The following is an 18358-nucleotide window of genomic DNA, read 5'->3' on the forward strand; positions in this document are numbered from 1 at the left end:
TCGTGTTCATCTTCAGGGCCGTCGAGGCCGACTACGGCGTGAATCGCTACCGTGTCGACGGTGATGGCAACATCATCCTCGTCGATGTAAGTGGTAACGACGTCAAGGTCGGCGATCAGCTCGTCATCATCAACGGCAGCAACCTGACGCCGGAGCAGATCGCCGCGGCCGAGGCTGCCGCGCGCATCCCGTACAAGGGCCTCACCGATGCCAACGTCAATGTCACCGCATCCGAGAGCGACATGGACGGCCACACGGGCCAGTACTTCAAGAACGGCTGGTACTACACCATCGACAACGTCGATAACGTGTACCCGACCACCGCGCTCGACGGCTCTACGATTTTCGCCTATACCTACGATGGCACCTACGCCGGCACCATTACCACCGGCGTCATCGCCGGCAATGGTAGCCTCGTGCTCAAGCTCTTCTACACGCCGGGCAACTTCACGCTCGCGCTCGAGCCCTCGCAGGGCACCTGGTCCGACACCCTCTTCAACAACGCTCAGACGCAGGAGGGCACGCTCGCCAGCAAGACCGACACCTGGTATCGCCACTTTGGCGCTGATGCCACGATCACGCTTCCCAAGCCCAACGAGCTGACGCGTGAGGGCTACACGCTCGTGGGCTGGATGGTCGGCAACGATTTCGAGCATGCGATGCGCTTTGACGAGCTCGGTCCGACGATCACGTACACCATGCCCATCGGCGAGGTCGTTCTCAGGCCGCTGTGGCAGGGCCTCGAGACTGCCTACGTCGTCTATCACGTGAAGGTGCGCGGCGACGGCACGCTCGAGTACTACATCGGCTCCACCAAGGTCGCCGAGGGTGTGGGCGAGATCGTTCGCGGCACGACGGGCCTGACCGCCCAGATCACGGCCAACAGCTACGTTGGTTACGAGGCCATCGCCGACCTGCAGTCCTACACCTACACTGCCGCCGACGGCACGACCAAGACGGTCACGACGGCCGCCAACGTGCTCATCGAGTGGGGCGGCGCCTTCGACGGCACCAACAAGGGTGTGACCAGGGTCTACATCTACTACAAGCCGCTCGTCGTGAAGTACACGGTCGAGCACTGGGCCATTTCCGGCGACGGCACGCTCTACGCGATCGACGCGAGTGGCAACCTCGTGCGCGGCGCCGATGGCGTGCTCGTGAGCAGCCCGACCGGCATCCGCGTCGAGTACACCGACGGCACGGTGCTCTCCGACTCGCACATCTACGTCATGGGGTCCGTCCCCGCCGATGCGGTCGCGGGTACGTACACGACCTACAATCCCTGGACCATCGCGGGTTACGAGTACGCGCTGGGCAGCATCTCCGCCATCAACGGCAAGGGCCCGTGGACGGACGGCATGCTCGCCAGCGGTATCTACGTTGCACCTGACGGCACGCTCGTCCTCAAGCTCTACTACGTTGCCAAGAACCTGACCCTTACCTACGATCCGGGCTCCCACGGCACCATCACCGCTGGTGGCAATGGGGGGACAGACCCCGGAATTTCAGCCGACGTCACCCATCGTGCCGACCACACCTTCAAGCTGCCCAACGCCGCTGATGGCGAGAAGCTCACCGTGAGCCGACCGGGCTACGTGCTCAAGGGCTGGACGACGATCGCCAGCTACGGTGTTGATGCTGACGGCAACATCGTCTCGGCGGATGATCCCACGGCCGTCACGGTCAAGAGCATCGCCGACGCCCTGGGCGCCGAGGCCGAGGCCGTCATCGCCTGGCTTGGCACGTTGGGGACAGACCCCTCCGGTCGCCCGCTCTACTACCTCAACGGCGCGAGCTACCTCATGCCCGTTACCGACAAGACGCTCTACGCGGTCTGGACGCCGCGCAGCGACATCGTCTACTACGTCGAGCACTGGCTCATCACCGGTGACGGCACCTTCTCGCCGCTCAATCCCGACGGCACCGTGCGTCGCGATAGCAACGGTGCCCTCATCACCGGCACGCCCAACACGAGCGCCGATGCCTCCGATACCACCAACGCCGCCTGGCGCGTCACCTACAACAACGGCAAGTCCGATGTCGTCTTCGACCTCGACACCATCGGCGGCTACATGCGCACCATTGCCGGCTACACCTACCTGCTCAACAACGCGAGCTTCACGATCGAGGGTGCCACGGGCACGACCTACGCCGTGAAGACCATCAACGCTGACGGCAAGACGGTCTTCTACCTGTTCTACCGCGCCAACGAAAACACCATTCGCTTCGAGACCGGCTCGCTCGGTACCATCACCGGCGGTACGCTCGATGCGACCGAGAACACCAACTTCATCACGCAGAAGCACTACACCGACGACAGCTTCGACCTGGTCGACGTTCCCGCGCCCACGCGCCCGGGCTACGACTTCCTCGGCTGGACCATCGCCGACAAGAAGGGGACAGACCCTGTAAATGACGCGATGGGTTACACGGCCCAGCAGATCGTCACCTGGCTCGAGGGTCAGAACACCGGCAAGGGCACCTACCTCAAGCTCTTCTTCAAGGACGGCACCAACTTCACCTACCTCACGCCGACCGGCGACATCACCCTGCGCGCCGTGTGGACGCCCAAGCTCATCGACTACACGGTCAACCGCTGGAAGCTCACCGGCCATGGCGACAAGGTCGAGCTCGATACGGTGACCTACCAGGGTTACGCCGACACCGAGGTGCGCTTCGACGCCGCCAAGACCGAGTACAAGGACGGCATCACCTATCTCAACATCGCCGTTCCCGAGGGCTACCGCTTCCTGAATGCCGGCGCGAGCGAGACCTACATCGGCACCAGCAGCATCGCCCAGACGGTTTCGACCAGTGCGTACGGCAACATCAGCCCCGATGGCACGGCGAGGTTCACGATCTGGTACCTCCCGAAGAGCTTCGACCTCAAGCTCGACCTCGGCAACATGGGCACATGGATCAACACGAGCGGCACCAACAGCGGCAGCGTCAAGACCATCAGCTACGACACCGAGTCGCAGCACGTGATGTTCGGTTACCTGGCCGCGAGCCGACCGGGCTACACGCTCATGGGCTGGTCGACCAACCCGGCCACGGCGACTGCCAAGGGCCAGGCCTCGCAGGACTTCTGGGATATGCTCATCGGTTCTGGCGCCGACCCGAGCTGGATCCGCGTCACGACGCTCATCAGGGCCGACAAGACGGGCACCTCGCTTGCGGGTTACACCTACGCTTACGTCGAGAACACCTTCGAAGACCTCCTCAAGATCTTCACGATGGGAAGTGGGGGACAGACCCTTTACGCCATCTGGCGCGCCAACGACGATACGGTCTACTACGTCGATCACGTGCGCTGGGAGGGCAACACCACCGCCAAGACCACCATCACCGAGACCTTCCGCGGCATGACCGACAAAGAGTACACGGCCGCACCGTTCAACACGACGGCGGGTGACGCGCGCTATAACGGCGACTTCATCGGTTACGGCTACGATGGCACGACGCCGAAGCCCAGCACCGCCACGAAGGCCATCGCGCCTGACGGCACCATGCGCATCACGCTTAACTACTTCGCGCAGAAGCTCCAGCTGCAGCTCGAGACGAGCGGTGGCACGTGGAACTCCGGCTTCACCTGGAACCCCGAGCATCTCACCGAGTCGAACTTCGACTTGCCGACCAACGCCAACATCAGCCGCCCGGGCTACACGCTTGTGGGCTGGTCGACCACCAATCCCGATGCCGGTCTGGGTGACCACATCAAGGGCCTCGCCTCGCAGGTGAAGGCTGGCCAGCTGGCCGCCATCACCGGCAACGACACGGCCAATGGTGGCGCCAACTGGATCGCCGTCGCCACGACCGCCGACGGCAAGACCTACGTCTTCGTCACCCCGGGCTACAAGATGCCAACAAGGGGACAGACCCTCTATGCCGTCTGGTATGCGAATAACGACACGAGGTACACGGTCGAGCGCTGGGCCGTCTCCGGCGATGGCACGCGCTACGCCCTCAAGGCCGACGGCACGCTCGAGCGCGACGCCAACGGCATGCTCGTCAGCAGCACGACCGCCGATGCCGCCCATCGCATCGAGTACATCGGCACGACCGACGAGTTCGCTTTTGCCGATAGCGCCCTGGCAGGCTTCGACGCCAGCATCGCGTATCATCACGCCGATCAGAATCTCAGCATCACCGGCTACACCTACACGGGCGAGGGCAACTTCGTCACCGCGAAGAACGGCCAGACCACGTTCAAGACCATCGCCACGCTCCAGATTGCCGGCGACGGCTCCACCAAGCTCGTGCTCTACTTCGCGCCCAAGCAGTACACCATCACGTACTACATCGGCGACGCGAGCATCCCCAACCTGAGCGCCACGCCCACGCCGGTCACGCTCTACGCCGACCAGAGCTACACGCTGCCCACCACGGAGGTCACGCGTAGCGGCTACACGCTCAAGGGCTGGACGAACAGCCAGTACGTGACCAGCGTCGATGCCGCCACGATCATCTCGAACCTCAAGGGCATCAAGTCGCAGAACGCCTTCACGAGCATCAGCGCCGACACGACTCGCAACGCCATCACCGGCAAGGTCTTCACCGCCGTGGTAAGTGGGGGACAGACCCTCTATTGCATGCCGACGGGTGACGTGACGCTGTATGCCACCTGGCGTGCAAATGACAACACCGAGTACCTCGTCGAGCGCTGGGTCGTTTCCGGCGATGGCACGCGCTACGCGGTCACCTCCGACGGCAAACTCGTGCGCGATGCCAACGGCAGGCTCGTGACGAGCGCGACCGCCGACGCGGGTCATGCCGTGAAGCACGTCGGCATCACCGACGAGGAGGCCTGGGCCGATGCCGCCGAGGCCGGTGTCTCCTACCGCAACGATGACTCCGCGCTCAGCTTCGCCGGCTACGCCTTTGCCGCCGACGGCACCGCCATCGACGCCAAGAACGGCGTCACGAGCTTCGTGACCGATGCCCGCGCCATCATCACCGGCGACGGCAAGACGGTGCTCGTGCTGTACTTCAAGCCGCTGCTCAACACCATCACCTTCAACTTCGGTAGTGGTGTGAGTACGGGTGCTCCCGCGACGATGCAGGTCTACACCGACCAGACCGTCGAGCTCTCCTCCGCTGCCGATCGCACGGGTTACGATCTGGCCGGCTGGTCCAATGTCCCGACCTACAGCGTGAAGGTCGATGGCGCTGCCACGGCTACCACCGTCAACGTCGGCACTTCCAAGGGCCTCGCCTCGCAGGCAGCGGCTGATGCGGCCAAGGCCAACACCAAGCGCACCTCCGACAAGGGCGCCGCATTCACCGCGGTGGTAATAGGGGGACAGACCCTCTATCTCGCCCCGACCGATGCGAGCATCACGCTCTACGCCACCTGGCGCGCCAAGTCCGATACCGTCTTCTACGTCGATCGCTACAAGATCACCGGCGACGGCGACCTCGTGCCGATCGACAAAAACGGCAATGACCTCGCCGCTGTCGACCCGCTGCGCTTCACCGGCGTCACCGACGAGCTCGCGACTGCCGGTGCCACGGCTGGCCCCAAGCCCTGGAACACCAACGCCTACGGTGCTCTGGCCGGCTACTACACCATCGCCAACGGCAAGAGCGACAGCGTTCCCAAGAAGGACGGCTCCGGCGTGACCGGCGCAACGGTCAAGAGCGAGTGGCGCATCGCGGGCGACGGCAGCATGCACCTCGTCGTCTACTACTTCCCGCTCAAGGATCGCGTGCTCGACCTCAACGTCGGCGACGGTACCTGGGAGCCGGGCAAGGAGTCGCAGTACTCCGGCAAGCAGCACTCCACCGAGTCCAGCTTCACGCTGCCCACCAACGCCGACGTGAAGCGTCCGGGCTACACACTCGTGGGCTGGGCCATCGACAAGAACGGCCTCATGGCCGCCGGCAAGGATACCGCCAAGGGCGCGGCCTCGCAGGACTCGTGCCGCACGCTGGCTGCTGGCAAGACCGGCTACATCGCCAATGGCGGCGCCGAGTGGACTGCCGTGATTTCCGCCTACGACCCGGCGACCTTCACGTTCACTTTCATCGATGCCGATAAGGTCATCTACATCATGCCCACCAACGCCAAGGTCATGCTGCGCGCGGTGTGGCGCGCCAACGACAACACGCCGTATTACGTGACGCGTTGGGGTGTCGACGGCGATGGTGACTTCTTCCCGTTCAAGCAGGATGGCACCGTCGACATGATTGGCGATGCGACGATCAACCACAAGGATGATCCGCAGTGGATTCGCGACAACTACGTCGTCCACTACGGCATCACCGACGAGGTGGCCTGGGCCGATCTTGACGTCTCCGGCGTCAGCTACCGCAACGGCGACAATATCGAGATTCCCGGTTACCGTTACCTCGTTCCGGGCGATCCAGCGTTCGACTCCATCGGCGGCGGCGTCGACACGGTTGCCCGCGCGGTCATCACGGCTGATGGCAAGATGCTCCTCACGCTGTACTACAACTCCAAGGACAATATCGAATATCAGGTCTACCACGTGCGCGTCACGGGTGACGGCACGGTGAAGAACCTCATCTACCAGGAGTTCATGCGCAAGAATAATGCCGAGGTGGTCGCCGATAATCTCGACAGGAACGGTCTCAACGATAGTCGCTTCGAGGGCTATGAGTACGTAGAGCATATCGTCATCAACGGCGTGTCCTACACCTCGCACATCAAGGGCAACGTCCACGAGGGCCTCATCCTCTACCGTTACTACAAGGCCATCTACGACGAGGGCGAAGACGGCATCAAGCTCGTCCTGAACCCCGGTGCGGGTACCTGGGTCTCCACCGGCGAGTCCACGCCGACCATGATCGACGGCTCTGGCGAGTGGTCGCGCGATCCGTACGCGACCGAGACCACGATCCGCCTGCCGGGCGCCGACCAGCTCTACCGTCCCGGCTACGAGTTCGTCGGCTGGTCCGACCTGCCCGACGGCTCGGTCATCAAGGGCAGCGCATCGTGGCCCATCGCCGACCATCTCGCGAGTGTCGATCCGAACACCGGCCAGTACACCGATGTGCTGCGCGCCTTCCTCATGAGCCTGTACGGCGAGCGTGCGGATAGCGCCGAGAACAGGGCGATCGAGGTCGATGGCGACAATCCGACCTACAAGTACCTCGACCACATCTTCGTGCTGCCCGACGGTTCCTTCATCATCCCGACGCGCTCCATGACGCTGCATGCGATCTGGCGTGCGCGTAACGACACGAAGTACACGGTCAGCCACTGGTGGGTCGACCAGTACGGCGTGGCGCACGAGATCGAGGACAGCAGGCAGGACCTCGTGGGCATCACCGACGAGAACGTGTACTCGACCAAGCTCGAGGACGGTCACGAGGCTATCGACGGCTACACCTACGTGAAGGAATACCAGGGTGCGATCGTGCTCGTGCGCGACAAGGACGGCAATGCCGTTCAGGATACGGACGAGAACGGCAACCTGCTGTTCGATGCCGATGGCCTGCCCGTCTTCAAGTATGTGTATCAGCCCGCCATCGATATTCTCGGCACGCTGCTTGCCCGCGGCATCGAGTCCGATAACCTCGCTGGTGACGGCAGCACGCACCTGCGCTTCTACTACGTCGCCAATAACAACACGAAGTACTACGTCGAGCGCTGGGTGATCACCGGTGACGGCACGCTCGTGCCGCTCAAGGCCGATGGAACGGTGCCGCACGATGCGGACGGCAACCTCCTCGTCTATGACGAGAAGTGGGCCGAGAGCCAGCGTCTTGTCTACGTCGGCTTTACCGGCGAGATTGCGTGGGCGGACGGCGTCGATGCGAGCGTGACCTATCGTCATCTCGACAACATCCCGGTCCTTGGCTACAGCTACCTGCCCCACGGCCAAAGCGTGACAATTGGGGGACGGACCTTTACGACCCAGGCGCGCGCGGTGATTGCCGGCGATGGCTCGACGGTTCTGGTTCTCTACTATGTCTTCGACGAGGCGACCCTCACCATCGATCCCTCCAATGGCCTCTGGATTAGCCCCGGTGGCAAGGAGGGGACAGACCCCGCATTGTCAGCTGGCAACGAGGGGACAGACCCCGATGCGCCGCGCAAGACGCTCGAAGAGCTCATCGCCGAGCAGATTGCCGCTGCTACCAAGGCGCTTTACGCCGCTGGCGGTAACGTCGACCTCAACGATCCGCGTCGCCTCCCCATCACGGTGAAGTACGGCACTGACGCGCAGATCATGCTTCCGACCGCCGATCAGCTCCTGCGCAACGGCTATATCCTCATCGGCTTCGTGGACGGCAACGGCAGGCAGTATGCACCGGGCTACATCTTCACGATGCCCGGCTCCAGCATCAGGCTTATGGCCCTGTGGGCGCCCATCACCTACATCATCAGCTTCGATAAGAACGATGATGTCGCGACCGGTACCGCGTCCGACCAGCGTTATGAGTACGCTTCGCTTGGTACGCGCCTCGACGACGTGGCATTCGAGCGCCGCAATGCCAAGCTGCTGGGCTGGGCCTTCTCGCCGGATGCGGTCGTTCCCGACTTCACCGCCGGCCAGCTTATGGAGGCCTTGCTCGAGACTGGCGTGCTCGGTCTTGTGAGGGGAGGCACCATCGACGATCCTACGGCGGCGATGTACCTGCTCGCGGCGATGGTCGGCAACGGCAACAACGCCATCAAGCTGTATGCGATCTGGGATATCGAGCGTCACGTGGCCGGCCTCGAGGGATTCGAGCCCGAGGTTGACGATTTCGGCCACTTTGTCACCGAAGGCGAGTACCCAGGCGGCAAAATCACGATTGATTCGGACGGCATTGAACCTGGCTTCACGCTTTCGCCCGACGACGTGCTGATTGAACTTAATCCTGATTACTACATCAAGGGTTGGAACGTGACACGCGATGGGGTAACCACCTACATCGATGGTGCCGATGCGATCTTCTCGGTGATGATGGATAGTGACGTGGTCTTTGCGCCGGTCTTCGGTAACTATGCTGAGGAAGAGGCCGAGGAGAGAGCGCGTTATCAGGCGCAGCTTGCCGCATATGGCGTGCCCAGGACCGGCGATGACGTCGCATCTGGCATGGCCCTCGAAGCCGCGATTGCCCTGCTCTCGCTCCTTATGCTGGCATTACTGTTCGCCCGTCGCCGCAAGTCCGCGAACGAGGAGTGAACCGCGTTCTGGCAACTAGGGGACAGACCCTCGGTTACCAAGGCGTCTGACAACCTGCAGGTGGCAACTAGGGGACAGACCCTCGGTTGCCACGTGCTCTTCCCCAGCCTGTGCCGCCATCAAGCGATGCTATAATTGCCTGAACAGATTGACCTTCGAAAGGTACCAAACGCATGAATAACGAACCAATGTACAACGCGTTCATCAAGAATCGCGAGCAAGCAGGCAATCAGTCGTCAAAGTCCAACAGCAAACGCATGAATGACCGCGTTAAACCAGATGATCTTCCCGATTTCGTTTTTGATGTCGATGATCCGAGCGAAAGTGACGCAAATAGCTTTGCCCAGGGTCCGGTGGTCGGCGTTGATAGAACGCTGGGAAACTATTCGGACCTTTTCAGACACGAGGCCGAGGATGACACTCTCGACGATTGTGACGATGCTCTCACCAGTGAGCCGTTTGAGTTCGAAGATGGATGCGTGAGCTTGCCCCATCCAGACGTTTTCAATTCGTATCCTCCCGAGGTTCAGCGCAAGATCATGGAGTGGACCGATCGTGACATTCGTGCCCGCCGTGATGACGAATCGCGCCGTCAGGACGCGATTTTGCGTGCCAATATTGCACGAGACAAGACGAGGATGGCTGTTCCGGTCGTCATCATTATCATGTCTATCCTCTGTGCGGCGATTACGGGTTTATACACGAAGAATGCGCTTTTTGTGATTGCGTTTCTCATTGTCGCTCTCGTGGTCATCATCGCGCTTTTTGTGAGCCGCTACGAGCAGAGCAGACGCGGGCATTCTTATTCGCAGTATCCGAAGATGTAGAAGGATTATCGTTGGTTACGATTTAGAAGCCCCGGTCAGGGGCTTCTTTTTTATGGTCTTCCAGTCGAAGGACTGACAGCTTGCTCATTGGTCGGCCCATCAGGGGTCTGTCCCCTCATTACCGCTGTCCCCTCAGGGGTCTGTCCCCCTTTCGCCACTGGTGGATTGCTGGCAACTGAGGGTCGGCAACTGAGGGTCTGTCCCCATCCTTCCATCCTTCCCTGACGAGGACGTCGTCCTGACCGATTCTTCTCGGAAATCACTCCGGTTTTGCTCTCCTTAAAGTCCGAAATCGTTCAGATTCTCGGGGTGGTTTGCTCGGATACACATGATCTATCGTTCTCGCTGTGGACAAGACCGACCGGAAAGGAGGTGAAACATGCCACGGCGACCGCGCAAACACTCATCAACCGGGTATTACCACATCACAAATCGTGGGGTTGGCAGGGCATGCGTTTTCAACGAAAGCCGCGATCATGCGTTTTTCCTGGAGTGCCTGCGGCTTGCCCAGCAAATCTGCAGTTTCAAGGTTCTCGCATATTGTGTGATGACCACGCATTTTCACATCGTTATCAAGTGCAGCGGCCCTATTCCGCCTTCTCTTTTTCAGAGCGTCGGTGCGCGTTTCTCGGCTTATTATCACAAACGGCATAAATGCGCTGGCCAGATATTCCAGGGTCGTTTTCATAGCGAGGCAATTGAGACAGAGGCGCATCTTTTATCGGCGATCCGATACGTCTGGCGAAACCCCGTCAAAGCTCGACTCTGTGTTCGTTTAGCTGATTATCCGTGGAGTAGCTATAACTACCTGGGGAAATCGGACGAACTTGTGGACAATGAGCTTCTGTGTAGTTTCATGAGCGCGGACGAATGGCGCGATTTCGCCCAACAAGAGGCAAGCATACGTCATCTCGAGCCGTTCTCCAAGCGCTTGTCAGATGAAGCCGCGCGAAAAATAATTCGCCGAAAGTGCGATCATCTCACTGGTGTTTCGGCGGATATGCTCAAAGTTCAAAAGTGCCCCTTTGCGCTTGCAGCCTGTCTTGATGCGGGGATGACCAAAACGCAGCTTGCCAGGATCCTAAGAATTGCCTCAACGACTATGCACCGTGCATTCAGGAAGTGGGGCGCGGAGCCCCCGCCCCTTTGCACCGTTGAAGCGGCAACCAGCCCGTGAGCGACCAAGCTTGGGATTGTTCGTCCAGCCTTCTGGAAGATTTGGTACCCTGTCGAATAAACAGAATGATTCACCTTTCGAGAGGATAATCAAATGAGCCAGGATATGATAAGCGTTGATGAGGCGCGCCAAAGAACGATTGAGCTTGCGGGTAACGCTCGTTTTAGAACGCCGGTCGAAGAGGTCGATTTGTTTGCCGCTGTTGGGCGAGTCGCCGCCGCTGATCTCATAAGTGATATCGACGTTGTGCCTTTCGATAATACGGCAATGGACGGATTTGCCGTAGTCGCGTCATCTCTCAAGGATGCGAGCGAAGAAGCCCCTGTCGAGCTTGAGATTGTGGACTGGGTCGGTGCAGGCGTTGTGAGCGAGGTCGTTCTCAAGCCCGGAGAGGCAATTCGCATCATGACGGGTGGCATTATGCCGCAGGGTGCCGATGCGGTGGTCAAGATTGAGGACACGACCTTCACCGGTGACGGTGGAGTGGGCGAGCACGTACGCATATTCGCTCCTGTAAGCAAGACCAATGTGCGCAAAGCGGGCGAGGAGGCCAAGGCGGGCGATGTCGTCGTCCGCGAGGGCGAGGTGATTCGCGCCGCAACCGTAGGCCTGCTCGCGAGTACCGGAAACACGGTCGTTCCCGTACACGCCCGCCCCAAGGTTGGCGTTATCAGCATCGGCACAGAACTTGTCGCTCCTTCGGTAAAGCCCGAGCCAGGCAAGATTCGCGATGCGAACGCATACGTATTGGGCGCATATGCGCTCGAGCTTGGCTGCGAGGTGAATCTGTATCCGATTGTCAGGGATGACGAGGCTGCCATCCGCGCCTTGTTCGAGCAAGCAATCGATGAATGCGATTTTGTCGTTTCGAGCGGTGGCGCGAGCAACGGCGATTTTGACTACGCCATCGAAACCGTTCGCGATCTGGGGGAGGTTGTTTTTGATTGCGTGAGCTTGCGACCGGGTAAAGCTCAGGCATTTGGTTGTGTAGGCGATACGCTTGTCGAAGTTCTCTCGGGCAATCCAGCAGCTGCCGCAGTGGGCTTTCAGCTTTTCGGTCGGCCGGCACTACGCGCCATGCAAGGCTACGCAGAGCTTGATCGTCCCGTTAGCGACGCCGTTCTTGCGCAACCGACGCGCAAGAAGGAAGCTCGCGCTTTTTACCAGCGCGGTCATCTTGAGGTTGGGGAGAACGGCGAGTTGCTTGCATGTCAGGAAGAGAAGCAGTCATCTGCCCTCTTGTCGGAAATGAATCGCAGCACCGTGCTCATAGAGCTCCCGCAGGGTACGGGGACATTCGAGGTTGGAACACCTGTCAAGTGCCTTCACCTGGACATAGATGAAGGCGTAGTTATCTAGTTTCATGCGGAACATCGCCAGCAAAAGCCGCTTCTATCGCGAAGCGGCTTTCTTTTGCGTATAGATGGCAATTGGGGGACAGACCCTGCTGTACCGACCCCGCTGTACCGACCCTGCCACACTGGCCCCCACACGTAAGCGGAAAAGAGGGGACGGACCCTCACGCAAGCTCCCCCAGGTATAATCGTTTCGCCAGCATCATTATGAGGAGTCAGATGCCCGCCCAAACTCCTGATGAAAAATACAGTGTCCTACTTGACCATTTGCAATCATTCGAGAGTGTTGCGGTCGCGTTTTCCGGTGGTGTGGATTCTTCTCTGCTCCTGCACGCCGCACGCGAAGCGCTCGGCGAAAGGGCAATCGCAATTACGGCTCAATCGCGTCTTTTTCCGCAACGAGAGCTCGACGAAGCTTCTGCATTTTGCAGGGACCGAAGTATCTTGCAGCTAGTCGTCAACACAAATGAGCTTGAGGATGATGCGTTCCGGCAGAATCCGTCCAATCGCTGCTATCTCTGCAAGACGGGCCTGCTGCGCGCCGTCGTTCAAACGGCAAGTGCACACGGAATCGAGACGGTTGTCGAGGGATCAAATATCGACGATGAGGATGATTATCGTCCGGGGGCTCGGGCAATAGCCGAGCAGGGGGTGTTAAGTCCTTTGAAGGAGGCTGGTTTCTCGAAGGATGAGATACGCGTTCTTTCACGCGAGAAGGGCCTTCCTACCTGGAACAAGCAGTCATTCGCATGTCTTGCCTCGCGCTTTGCATTTGGGAATTTCATTAGTGATGAGCGTTTGGTTGCAATTGATGAGGCGGAGCAATGTCTGCTTGATAGGGGGTTTCGGCAGGTCCGTGTGCGTTTTCACGGGGAGATTGCACGTATCGAGGTGCTACCAAGTGATTTAGCGCGTCTTGTCGAGCCAGGTGTTCGTGAGGATGTAAGTCAAAGACTCAAAGCGCTAGGGTTTAAGCACGTGACACTTGACCTCGATGGATATAGGACAGGCAGCATGAATGCGATGATCGAATGACGAAAAGGGGACGGACCCTCGATTTCCGATGAGCGAATGACAAAAAGGGGACAGACCCTCGATCTCCGCGGACCCTCGATCTCCGCGATTTTCCGCTTACCGTTCCTTGTCGGGGTTCTTGTTGCCGTTCTTGCCATTGGCTGTCGCCCCTCGTAGTCAATGCCCTATACTTGCTATCACAACCACTACAGTACATAAGGAGAATTCATGAGCGAATCACGCGCCGGATGGTATCCGGACCCTTCGGGCGATCAATCAAGGCTTCGGTATTGGGATGGAAGCCAGTGGACCAACGATTATGCTGACAGCCCCGCAAGCTCCCAAGCATCGGCCGGGCAAGATCCCTCGCCCTCTGAGGAGATAGCGTATCAAGCGCAGATTGTTGACAATTGCCAGGTTACGTATGACATGTCATCACAGGATTCCACATTGCGGCTCATCGCTTTCGTCTTCTGCATCATCTCAACTGTGACAGCCGGGTGGATGCTTATCCCTCTTGCCTGGATGATTCCCATGACCGTGTGCGCTTGGGGAATCTACAAGGGCAAAAGGCCAAACACCGTGGCATTTGGCGTATGCACGTTGATTTTTGTGAGCCTTGTGGGAGGCATTTTGCTGCTCGTCTCCAAGAAGGACGCCTAATTCGTATTGACGCAAAATGAAATGAGGAGAAGGGAATGAGAAGAAGGGGACAGACCCTCGATTTTCAGACCCTCGTCTTCCCGCTCTCTCATTTCCCAGCACCTGCAATCCCGCTGCGTAACAAAATGGGGACAGACCCCGCATTCCCCGCACACTCTATTCAGTTCGGCATATAGTGTGTGCGTACGCCATATTATGGCCAACGAATCCCGCGCACAGCATCGCACGGGATAGAAGCGGAAGTGGGTTTACCTCATGAAGATCAGCAAGATCAAGAAAGCCGATGGCAAGACCATTCTCGAGGTCACAGCAAGTGCCGATGACGTCAACAAGGCGTTTGCTCTCGCGGAGCTCGACTTTGCCAACTCCATGGGGATAAACCCCACGCCAGACAAAACCCTCGCGCAAATCGCCGAGGAAAAGATGGGCATCAAGAATCTCGACTCCATTATCGAGGCCAATGCCGTTGAGGCGCTCGCGCCTTTCGCAATTGATCAAAGCGGCATCGCCCCCGCGTTTCCTCCCCATCCTACGCCGAGCACGGCTCTCAAGCGTAACCAGGAATTCTCCTTCACCATGGAGGTGACCCCTAAGCCCGACTACGAGCTTACCTCCTACGATCCCATCGAGATCACCCTTCCCGAATTCACCATCAACGAGGCCGAGGTTGACGCGCAGATTCAGCAGCTTGCCGAGCGCAACACCACGTACACCACCGCGGACCCCAAGCCGCTTGAGAAAGGCGATGCATGTCTCGTGGCGATAAAGTGCTACGAAGACGGCAAGGAGCTTACCGGCCTTACCACCGATGGGCGCACGTACGTTGCGGGCGAAGGCTACATGCCTGCCGATTTCGACGCGCACATCTTTGGCATGGAGCCGGGCGAAACGCGCAAGTTCGTCTTCGAGGGCCCGAGCGTCGATGAGAATTACAACGAGTTCACGCAAAAGTTTGACTGCGAAGTCACGCTCAAGGAAATCCAGAAGCCCGTTGTTCCCACCATCGACGATGCGTGGCTCAGCACGAATCTCCCCATGTACAAGAGTCTGGATGACCTGCGCACCGAGATTCGCGGCAACATCGAGCGCCGTGATCGCGAGCAGTACGAAGCGTATAAACGCCAGGTGGCCGCCAGCGTGCTGGGCGAGCGTTTCGAGGGCAAGATCGCCGACGAGGTATACGAAAGCGCACGTGACAACCTCATGAGGAACATCCGCATTGGCTTGCAGCAGCAGGGCATGTCCTGGGAGGATTACGTGAGCCAAAACGGCGGCGAACAGCAGATAAACATGATGCTCATGCTACAAACGCGCGAGATGGTCGTTCAGGGATACGCGCTTGATGCGGTCTTCCGCCATGAGAACCTTGGATTGTCCGAGGATGATATCGACGAGGCGTGCCACATGATGGCACCCAACGCCAACCCCAAGCAGGTTCGGCAGCAGATAGAAAACGAGGGAAAGAACTTCGTCTTGCGTGAGTCCGCCGAGCGTCTCAAGGCGAACAAATGGGTTGCCGATCATGCAAAAGTCACTATTCAGGAGGCACCGCAGGCATAGCTCAACTGCGATATTTAGTCTGGCTTGGCGCCGAGGGAATGTTTCCCTCGGCGTTTTCTTTTGCCGCAGGTGGGAAGATGGGGACAGACCCTCTTTTGGCTGACCCCCAATTGGCTGCGGTGCTATCGCGCATGCAAAAAGGCACCGAAGAGACCAATGGGCAGGGGAGGTCGTCTTCGGTGCCTTCGTGCTCGGCAGAGGACTGAAAGGGGGATGGAGGGTCTAATCCTCAAGCTCGAGGAGCTTGACCCAGTACACAATGTCCTTGCCAGCGAGGGGGTGATTGAAGTCGATGGTAGCGACTTGGTTCTCAACGCTCACCACCTTGGCCGGAATCGGCTCGATATTGCGCGGGGAAGTCCACCCAATATACTCGCCGACAGGCAGGTTCTCGCCGTTGGGAACCTTGTAGGTGGGGAAGTGCTGCACGGCGCTCTCGTCGTACTCGCCATAAGCGTCAGCCGCCGCGAGCTCGACGGTGCGCTCTTCGCCCGGTTCCATCTCGAGCAAGGCGTCCTCAAGGGCTTTCATGACCTGCCGCCTGCCGAGGATTATCTCGTGGGGAGTGCCTTCGCAATCGTCGAAGACCTCGCCATTGGGAAAACTGCCCCGATACAGAAAACGCGCAGTCTGTCCTTTGTGTGCCATGCCAGTCCTTTCGTCATGTGGGAGGTGCCGAAAGCGCCCCCGCTGCTCACCCGAGCTGGCCGATTAATGCCAACGCTGAGAGGTGAGGAAAAATCCCTCGACGGGCTTGATCTCGCTATCGTCATCAACAAGATCAGCAGCGAGCTCTTCGGCGTTGTTGCAGATCGCGCTCACGGGAGCCTCGATCTCGTCGACCTCTGCAGTCTCTTCGGTAATCTTCTCGTCAGCCATGGTTTCCTCTCCTCTTCGTCGAATGCAAGGTTGCCAGACCTCGGCGGTTACGCCCTCATAACCCATGCGAGGGCAACTCGTATGAAATTCTGGCGTCCATCAGATGGTAGTTCCCAGCTCGCCGTATGCATATCGTATGAAAGGTATGAGATTAGACACGACCTATCAAACTCCCCGCTCGATGCCTGCCGTAAGTCAAGGCGATAGGGTGTGTATCAATAGCGAGCAAATAGAGGGTCTGTCCCCCAATTGCCAGTCCTGGCGAGGAAGGGTCTGTCCCCCAATTGCCAGATGAATATGCAGGAGGAGATTCGTGAACCAGAACATTGATGGTAATACTGGTACCGTCACAAACAACGGCGAGGCACAAGGTGTCCGCAGATACCAGAATCCCGTGCTCGTGGGCATCATTTTGCTCATCTCGGGAATATCGGTGGCGATGATTCAGTACAAGGTCCCCACCATCATGACAAACCTCATGGGAATTTTCAGGATGGACGCGGCGACTGCCTCCTGGCTCATGTCGATTTTCACGCTCGTGAGTATCTTTGTCGCGTTGCCGGCTGGCGCGCTCGCGCAGCGCTTCGGCGCAAGGCGCATGCTCGTTATTGCGTGCGGCATCGCCGTTCTCGGTTCGCTCATTGGCCTCTTTTCCGAAACGAGTCCGATGCTTATTGCTTCGCGTGCGGTTGAAGGTGCCGCTCTCACGATTCTCACAACCTGCGGACCGATTATCGTTCAGCAGAATGTGAGCCCTGACAAAGTTGGCACTTCGATGGGCATCTGGGGCATCTGGGGATGTCTGGGATCAACTGTCGCCGCCGTGCTCACGCCAACCGTCTTTGGCATGTGGGGTTTCGATGGCCTTTGGATTGCATTTGCCGTGGTCAGCGCTGTTGCAGCTGTTCTCGTTCTAATCTTTATCCGCAAACCGCAAGCTGCTTCTGCGGCAGCCGAGGGTCTGTCCCCCGATTCCCGCGAATCGCAAGAAGCTGGCATGCAAGGGTCTGTCCCCACCGCGCCAGTGAAGCCTCGCTATCGTGATATCTTCTCGAAGGACATGTTCCTGTTCTTCGGCGCGTTCGTTGTTTACAACATCTGCATGCTCGCGATTCTCGCGTTTGTGCCGACAATTCTGCAGATGCAGGGGTTCGACCCGACGCTCTCGGGCATCATCAGCACGGCCCCCATGCTGCTCTCGATTATATCCTCGCCGCTTTTCGGAGTGATCTCTGACAAAATCGGGCGCAATAAACCCCTGCTCATCATTGCTATGTTCGTTATGGGTCCCTGCACCTTCTTGCTCTACACGCAAACAGGCCCGCTACTCTGGGTGGGCGTCTTTGCGATGGGCCTGCTTGGGATGGGTGGCATTGGTCAGTACCTTTCGGGGTTTACGAAGCTGCTGCCGAGCCCGGAGCTCGCGTCTGTGGGCATGGGTGTTCTCGTGACCTTTCAGGGCGTTGGCCAGTTTCTCGGCACATTCTTCGTGCAGATGCTGCTTGGTCCACAGCTGGCCGAGTGGTGGTTTGCCGGCATGGTGCTCATGTTCCTTGGATTTGCGGGAACGGCCCTTATCGCCATCTGCAAGCTTCGTTGATAAAAAGGGGACAGACCCTTCTGTAACGACGCCTCGTATTTCGTTGCGTATCAAGAAGGCAAGAAGGGGACAGACCCTCGTTTGCCTGGACCCTCACTCGCTGGGAAGAAGGGGACAGACCCTCGTTTGCCTGGATCCTCGCT

At 59.1% G+C, this 18358-nt stretch carries 10 protein-coding genes (1 of these 10 running past the window's edge); 8 read left to right on the top strand and 2 right to left on the bottom strand.

Annotated features, from left to right (window positions below; genetic code table 11):
* The 7 genes from OIM11_01555 to tig all read left to right on the top strand — a co-directional run.
* Window positions 1-9140, top strand: the 3' portion of a protein-coding gene (locus OIM11_01555) for a BspA family leucine-rich repeat surface protein (protein ID HJI99833.1). The gene continues 34828 nt to the left of window position 1, outside the view; 9140 of the gene's 43968 nt are visible here — the last part of the coding sequence; its start codon lies beyond the left edge, outside the window; the stop codon is at window positions 9138-9140.
* Between the two features lie 173 nt (window positions 9141-9313).
* Window positions 9314-9967 carry a hypothetical protein gene (locus OIM11_01560; protein HJI99834.1) on the top strand — a complete coding sequence of 218 codons (654 nt, stop codon included), beginning with the start codon at window positions 9314-9316 and terminating at the stop codon, window positions 9965-9967.
* A 379-nt stretch (window positions 9968-10346) separates the two neighbouring features.
* Window positions 10347-11144 carry a transposase gene (locus OIM11_01565; protein HJI99835.1) on the top strand — a complete coding sequence of 266 codons (798 nt, stop codon included), beginning with the start codon at window positions 10347-10349 and terminating at the stop codon, window positions 11142-11144.
* A gap of 93 nt (window positions 11145-11237) precedes the next feature.
* Window positions 11238-12503, top strand: coding sequence for a molybdopterin molybdotransferase MoeA (locus OIM11_01570; protein ID HJI99836.1), 1266 nt, complete (start codon window positions 11238-11240; stop codon window positions 12501-12503).
* Window positions 12504-12718: 215 nt separating this feature from the next.
* Window positions 12719-13534, top strand: a complete 816-nt coding sequence (gene larE, locus OIM11_01575) for an ATP-dependent sacrificial sulfur transferase LarE (GenBank protein HJI99837.1) — start codon at window positions 12719-12721, stop codon at window positions 13532-13534.
* 207 nt (window positions 13535-13741) lie between these two features.
* On the top strand, window positions 13742-14176 hold the full coding sequence (locus OIM11_01580) for a DUF2510 domain-containing protein (protein HJI99838.1): 435 nt from the start codon (window positions 13742-13744) through the stop codon (window positions 14174-14176).
* A gap of 255 nt (window positions 14177-14431) precedes the next feature.
* Entirely contained in the window at window positions 14432-15736 is a 1305-nt protein-coding gene (gene tig, locus OIM11_01585; GenBank protein HJI99839.1) for a trigger factor, read from the top strand.
* A 222-nt stretch (window positions 15737-15958) separates the two neighbouring features.
* On the opposite strand, the gene OIM11_01590 is transcribed toward tig, so the two are convergent.
* Complete coding sequence (locus tag OIM11_01590) at window positions 15959-16384, bottom strand: FKBP-type peptidyl-prolyl cis-trans isomerase (protein ID HJI99840.1); 426 nt, start codon at window positions 16382-16384, stop codon at window positions 15959-15961.
* A 63-nt stretch (window positions 16385-16447) separates the two neighbouring features.
* Window positions 16448-16615, bottom strand: a complete 168-nt coding sequence (locus tag OIM11_01595; protein HJI99841.1) for a hypothetical protein — start codon at window positions 16613-16615, stop codon at window positions 16448-16450.
* A gap of 313 nt (window positions 16616-16928) precedes the next feature.
* Here OIM11_01595 and OIM11_01600 point away from each other — a divergent pair, with 313 nt between their 5' ends.
* Complete coding sequence (locus OIM11_01600) at window positions 16929-18215, top strand: MFS transporter (GenBank protein HJI99842.1); 1287 nt, start codon at window positions 16929-16931, stop codon at window positions 18213-18215.
* Window positions 18216-18358: the final 143 nt, after the last annotated feature.

This window comes from Coriobacteriaceae bacterium, from assembly GCA_025992705.1.
Taxonomy (GTDB): Bacteria; Actinomycetota; Coriobacteriia; order Coriobacteriales; family QAMH01; genus QAMH01.

Bases quoted from the DNA above. Each gene is read 5' to 3' on its own strand.
- OIM11_01560 (HJI99834.1), top strand. From the start codon at position 9,314: ATGAATAACGAACCAATGTACAACGCGTTCATCAAGAATCGCGAGCAA.
- OIM11_01565 (HJI99835.1), top strand. From the start codon at position 10,347: ATGCCACGGCGACCGCGCAAACACTCATCAACCGGGTATTACCACATC.
- OIM11_01570 (HJI99836.1), top strand. From the start codon at position 11,238: ATGAGCCAGGATATGATAAGCGTTGATGAGGCGCGCCAAAGAACGATT.
- larE (HJI99837.1), top strand. From the start codon at position 12,719: ATGCCCGCCCAAACTCCTGATGAAAAATACAGTGTCCTACTTGACCAT.
- OIM11_01580 (HJI99838.1), top strand. From the start codon at position 13,742: ATGAGCGAATCACGCGCCGGATGGTATCCGGACCCTTCGGGCGATCAA.
- tig (HJI99839.1), top strand. From the start codon at position 14,432: ATGAAGATCAGCAAGATCAAGAAAGCCGATGGCAAGACCATTCTCGAG.
- OIM11_01590 (HJI99840.1), bottom strand. From the start codon at position 16,384: ATGGCACACAAAGGACAGACTGCGCGTTTTCTGTATCGGGGCAGTTTT.
- OIM11_01595 (HJI99841.1), bottom strand. From the start codon at position 16,615: ATGGCTGACGAGAAGATTACCGAAGAGACTGCAGAGGTCGACGAGATC.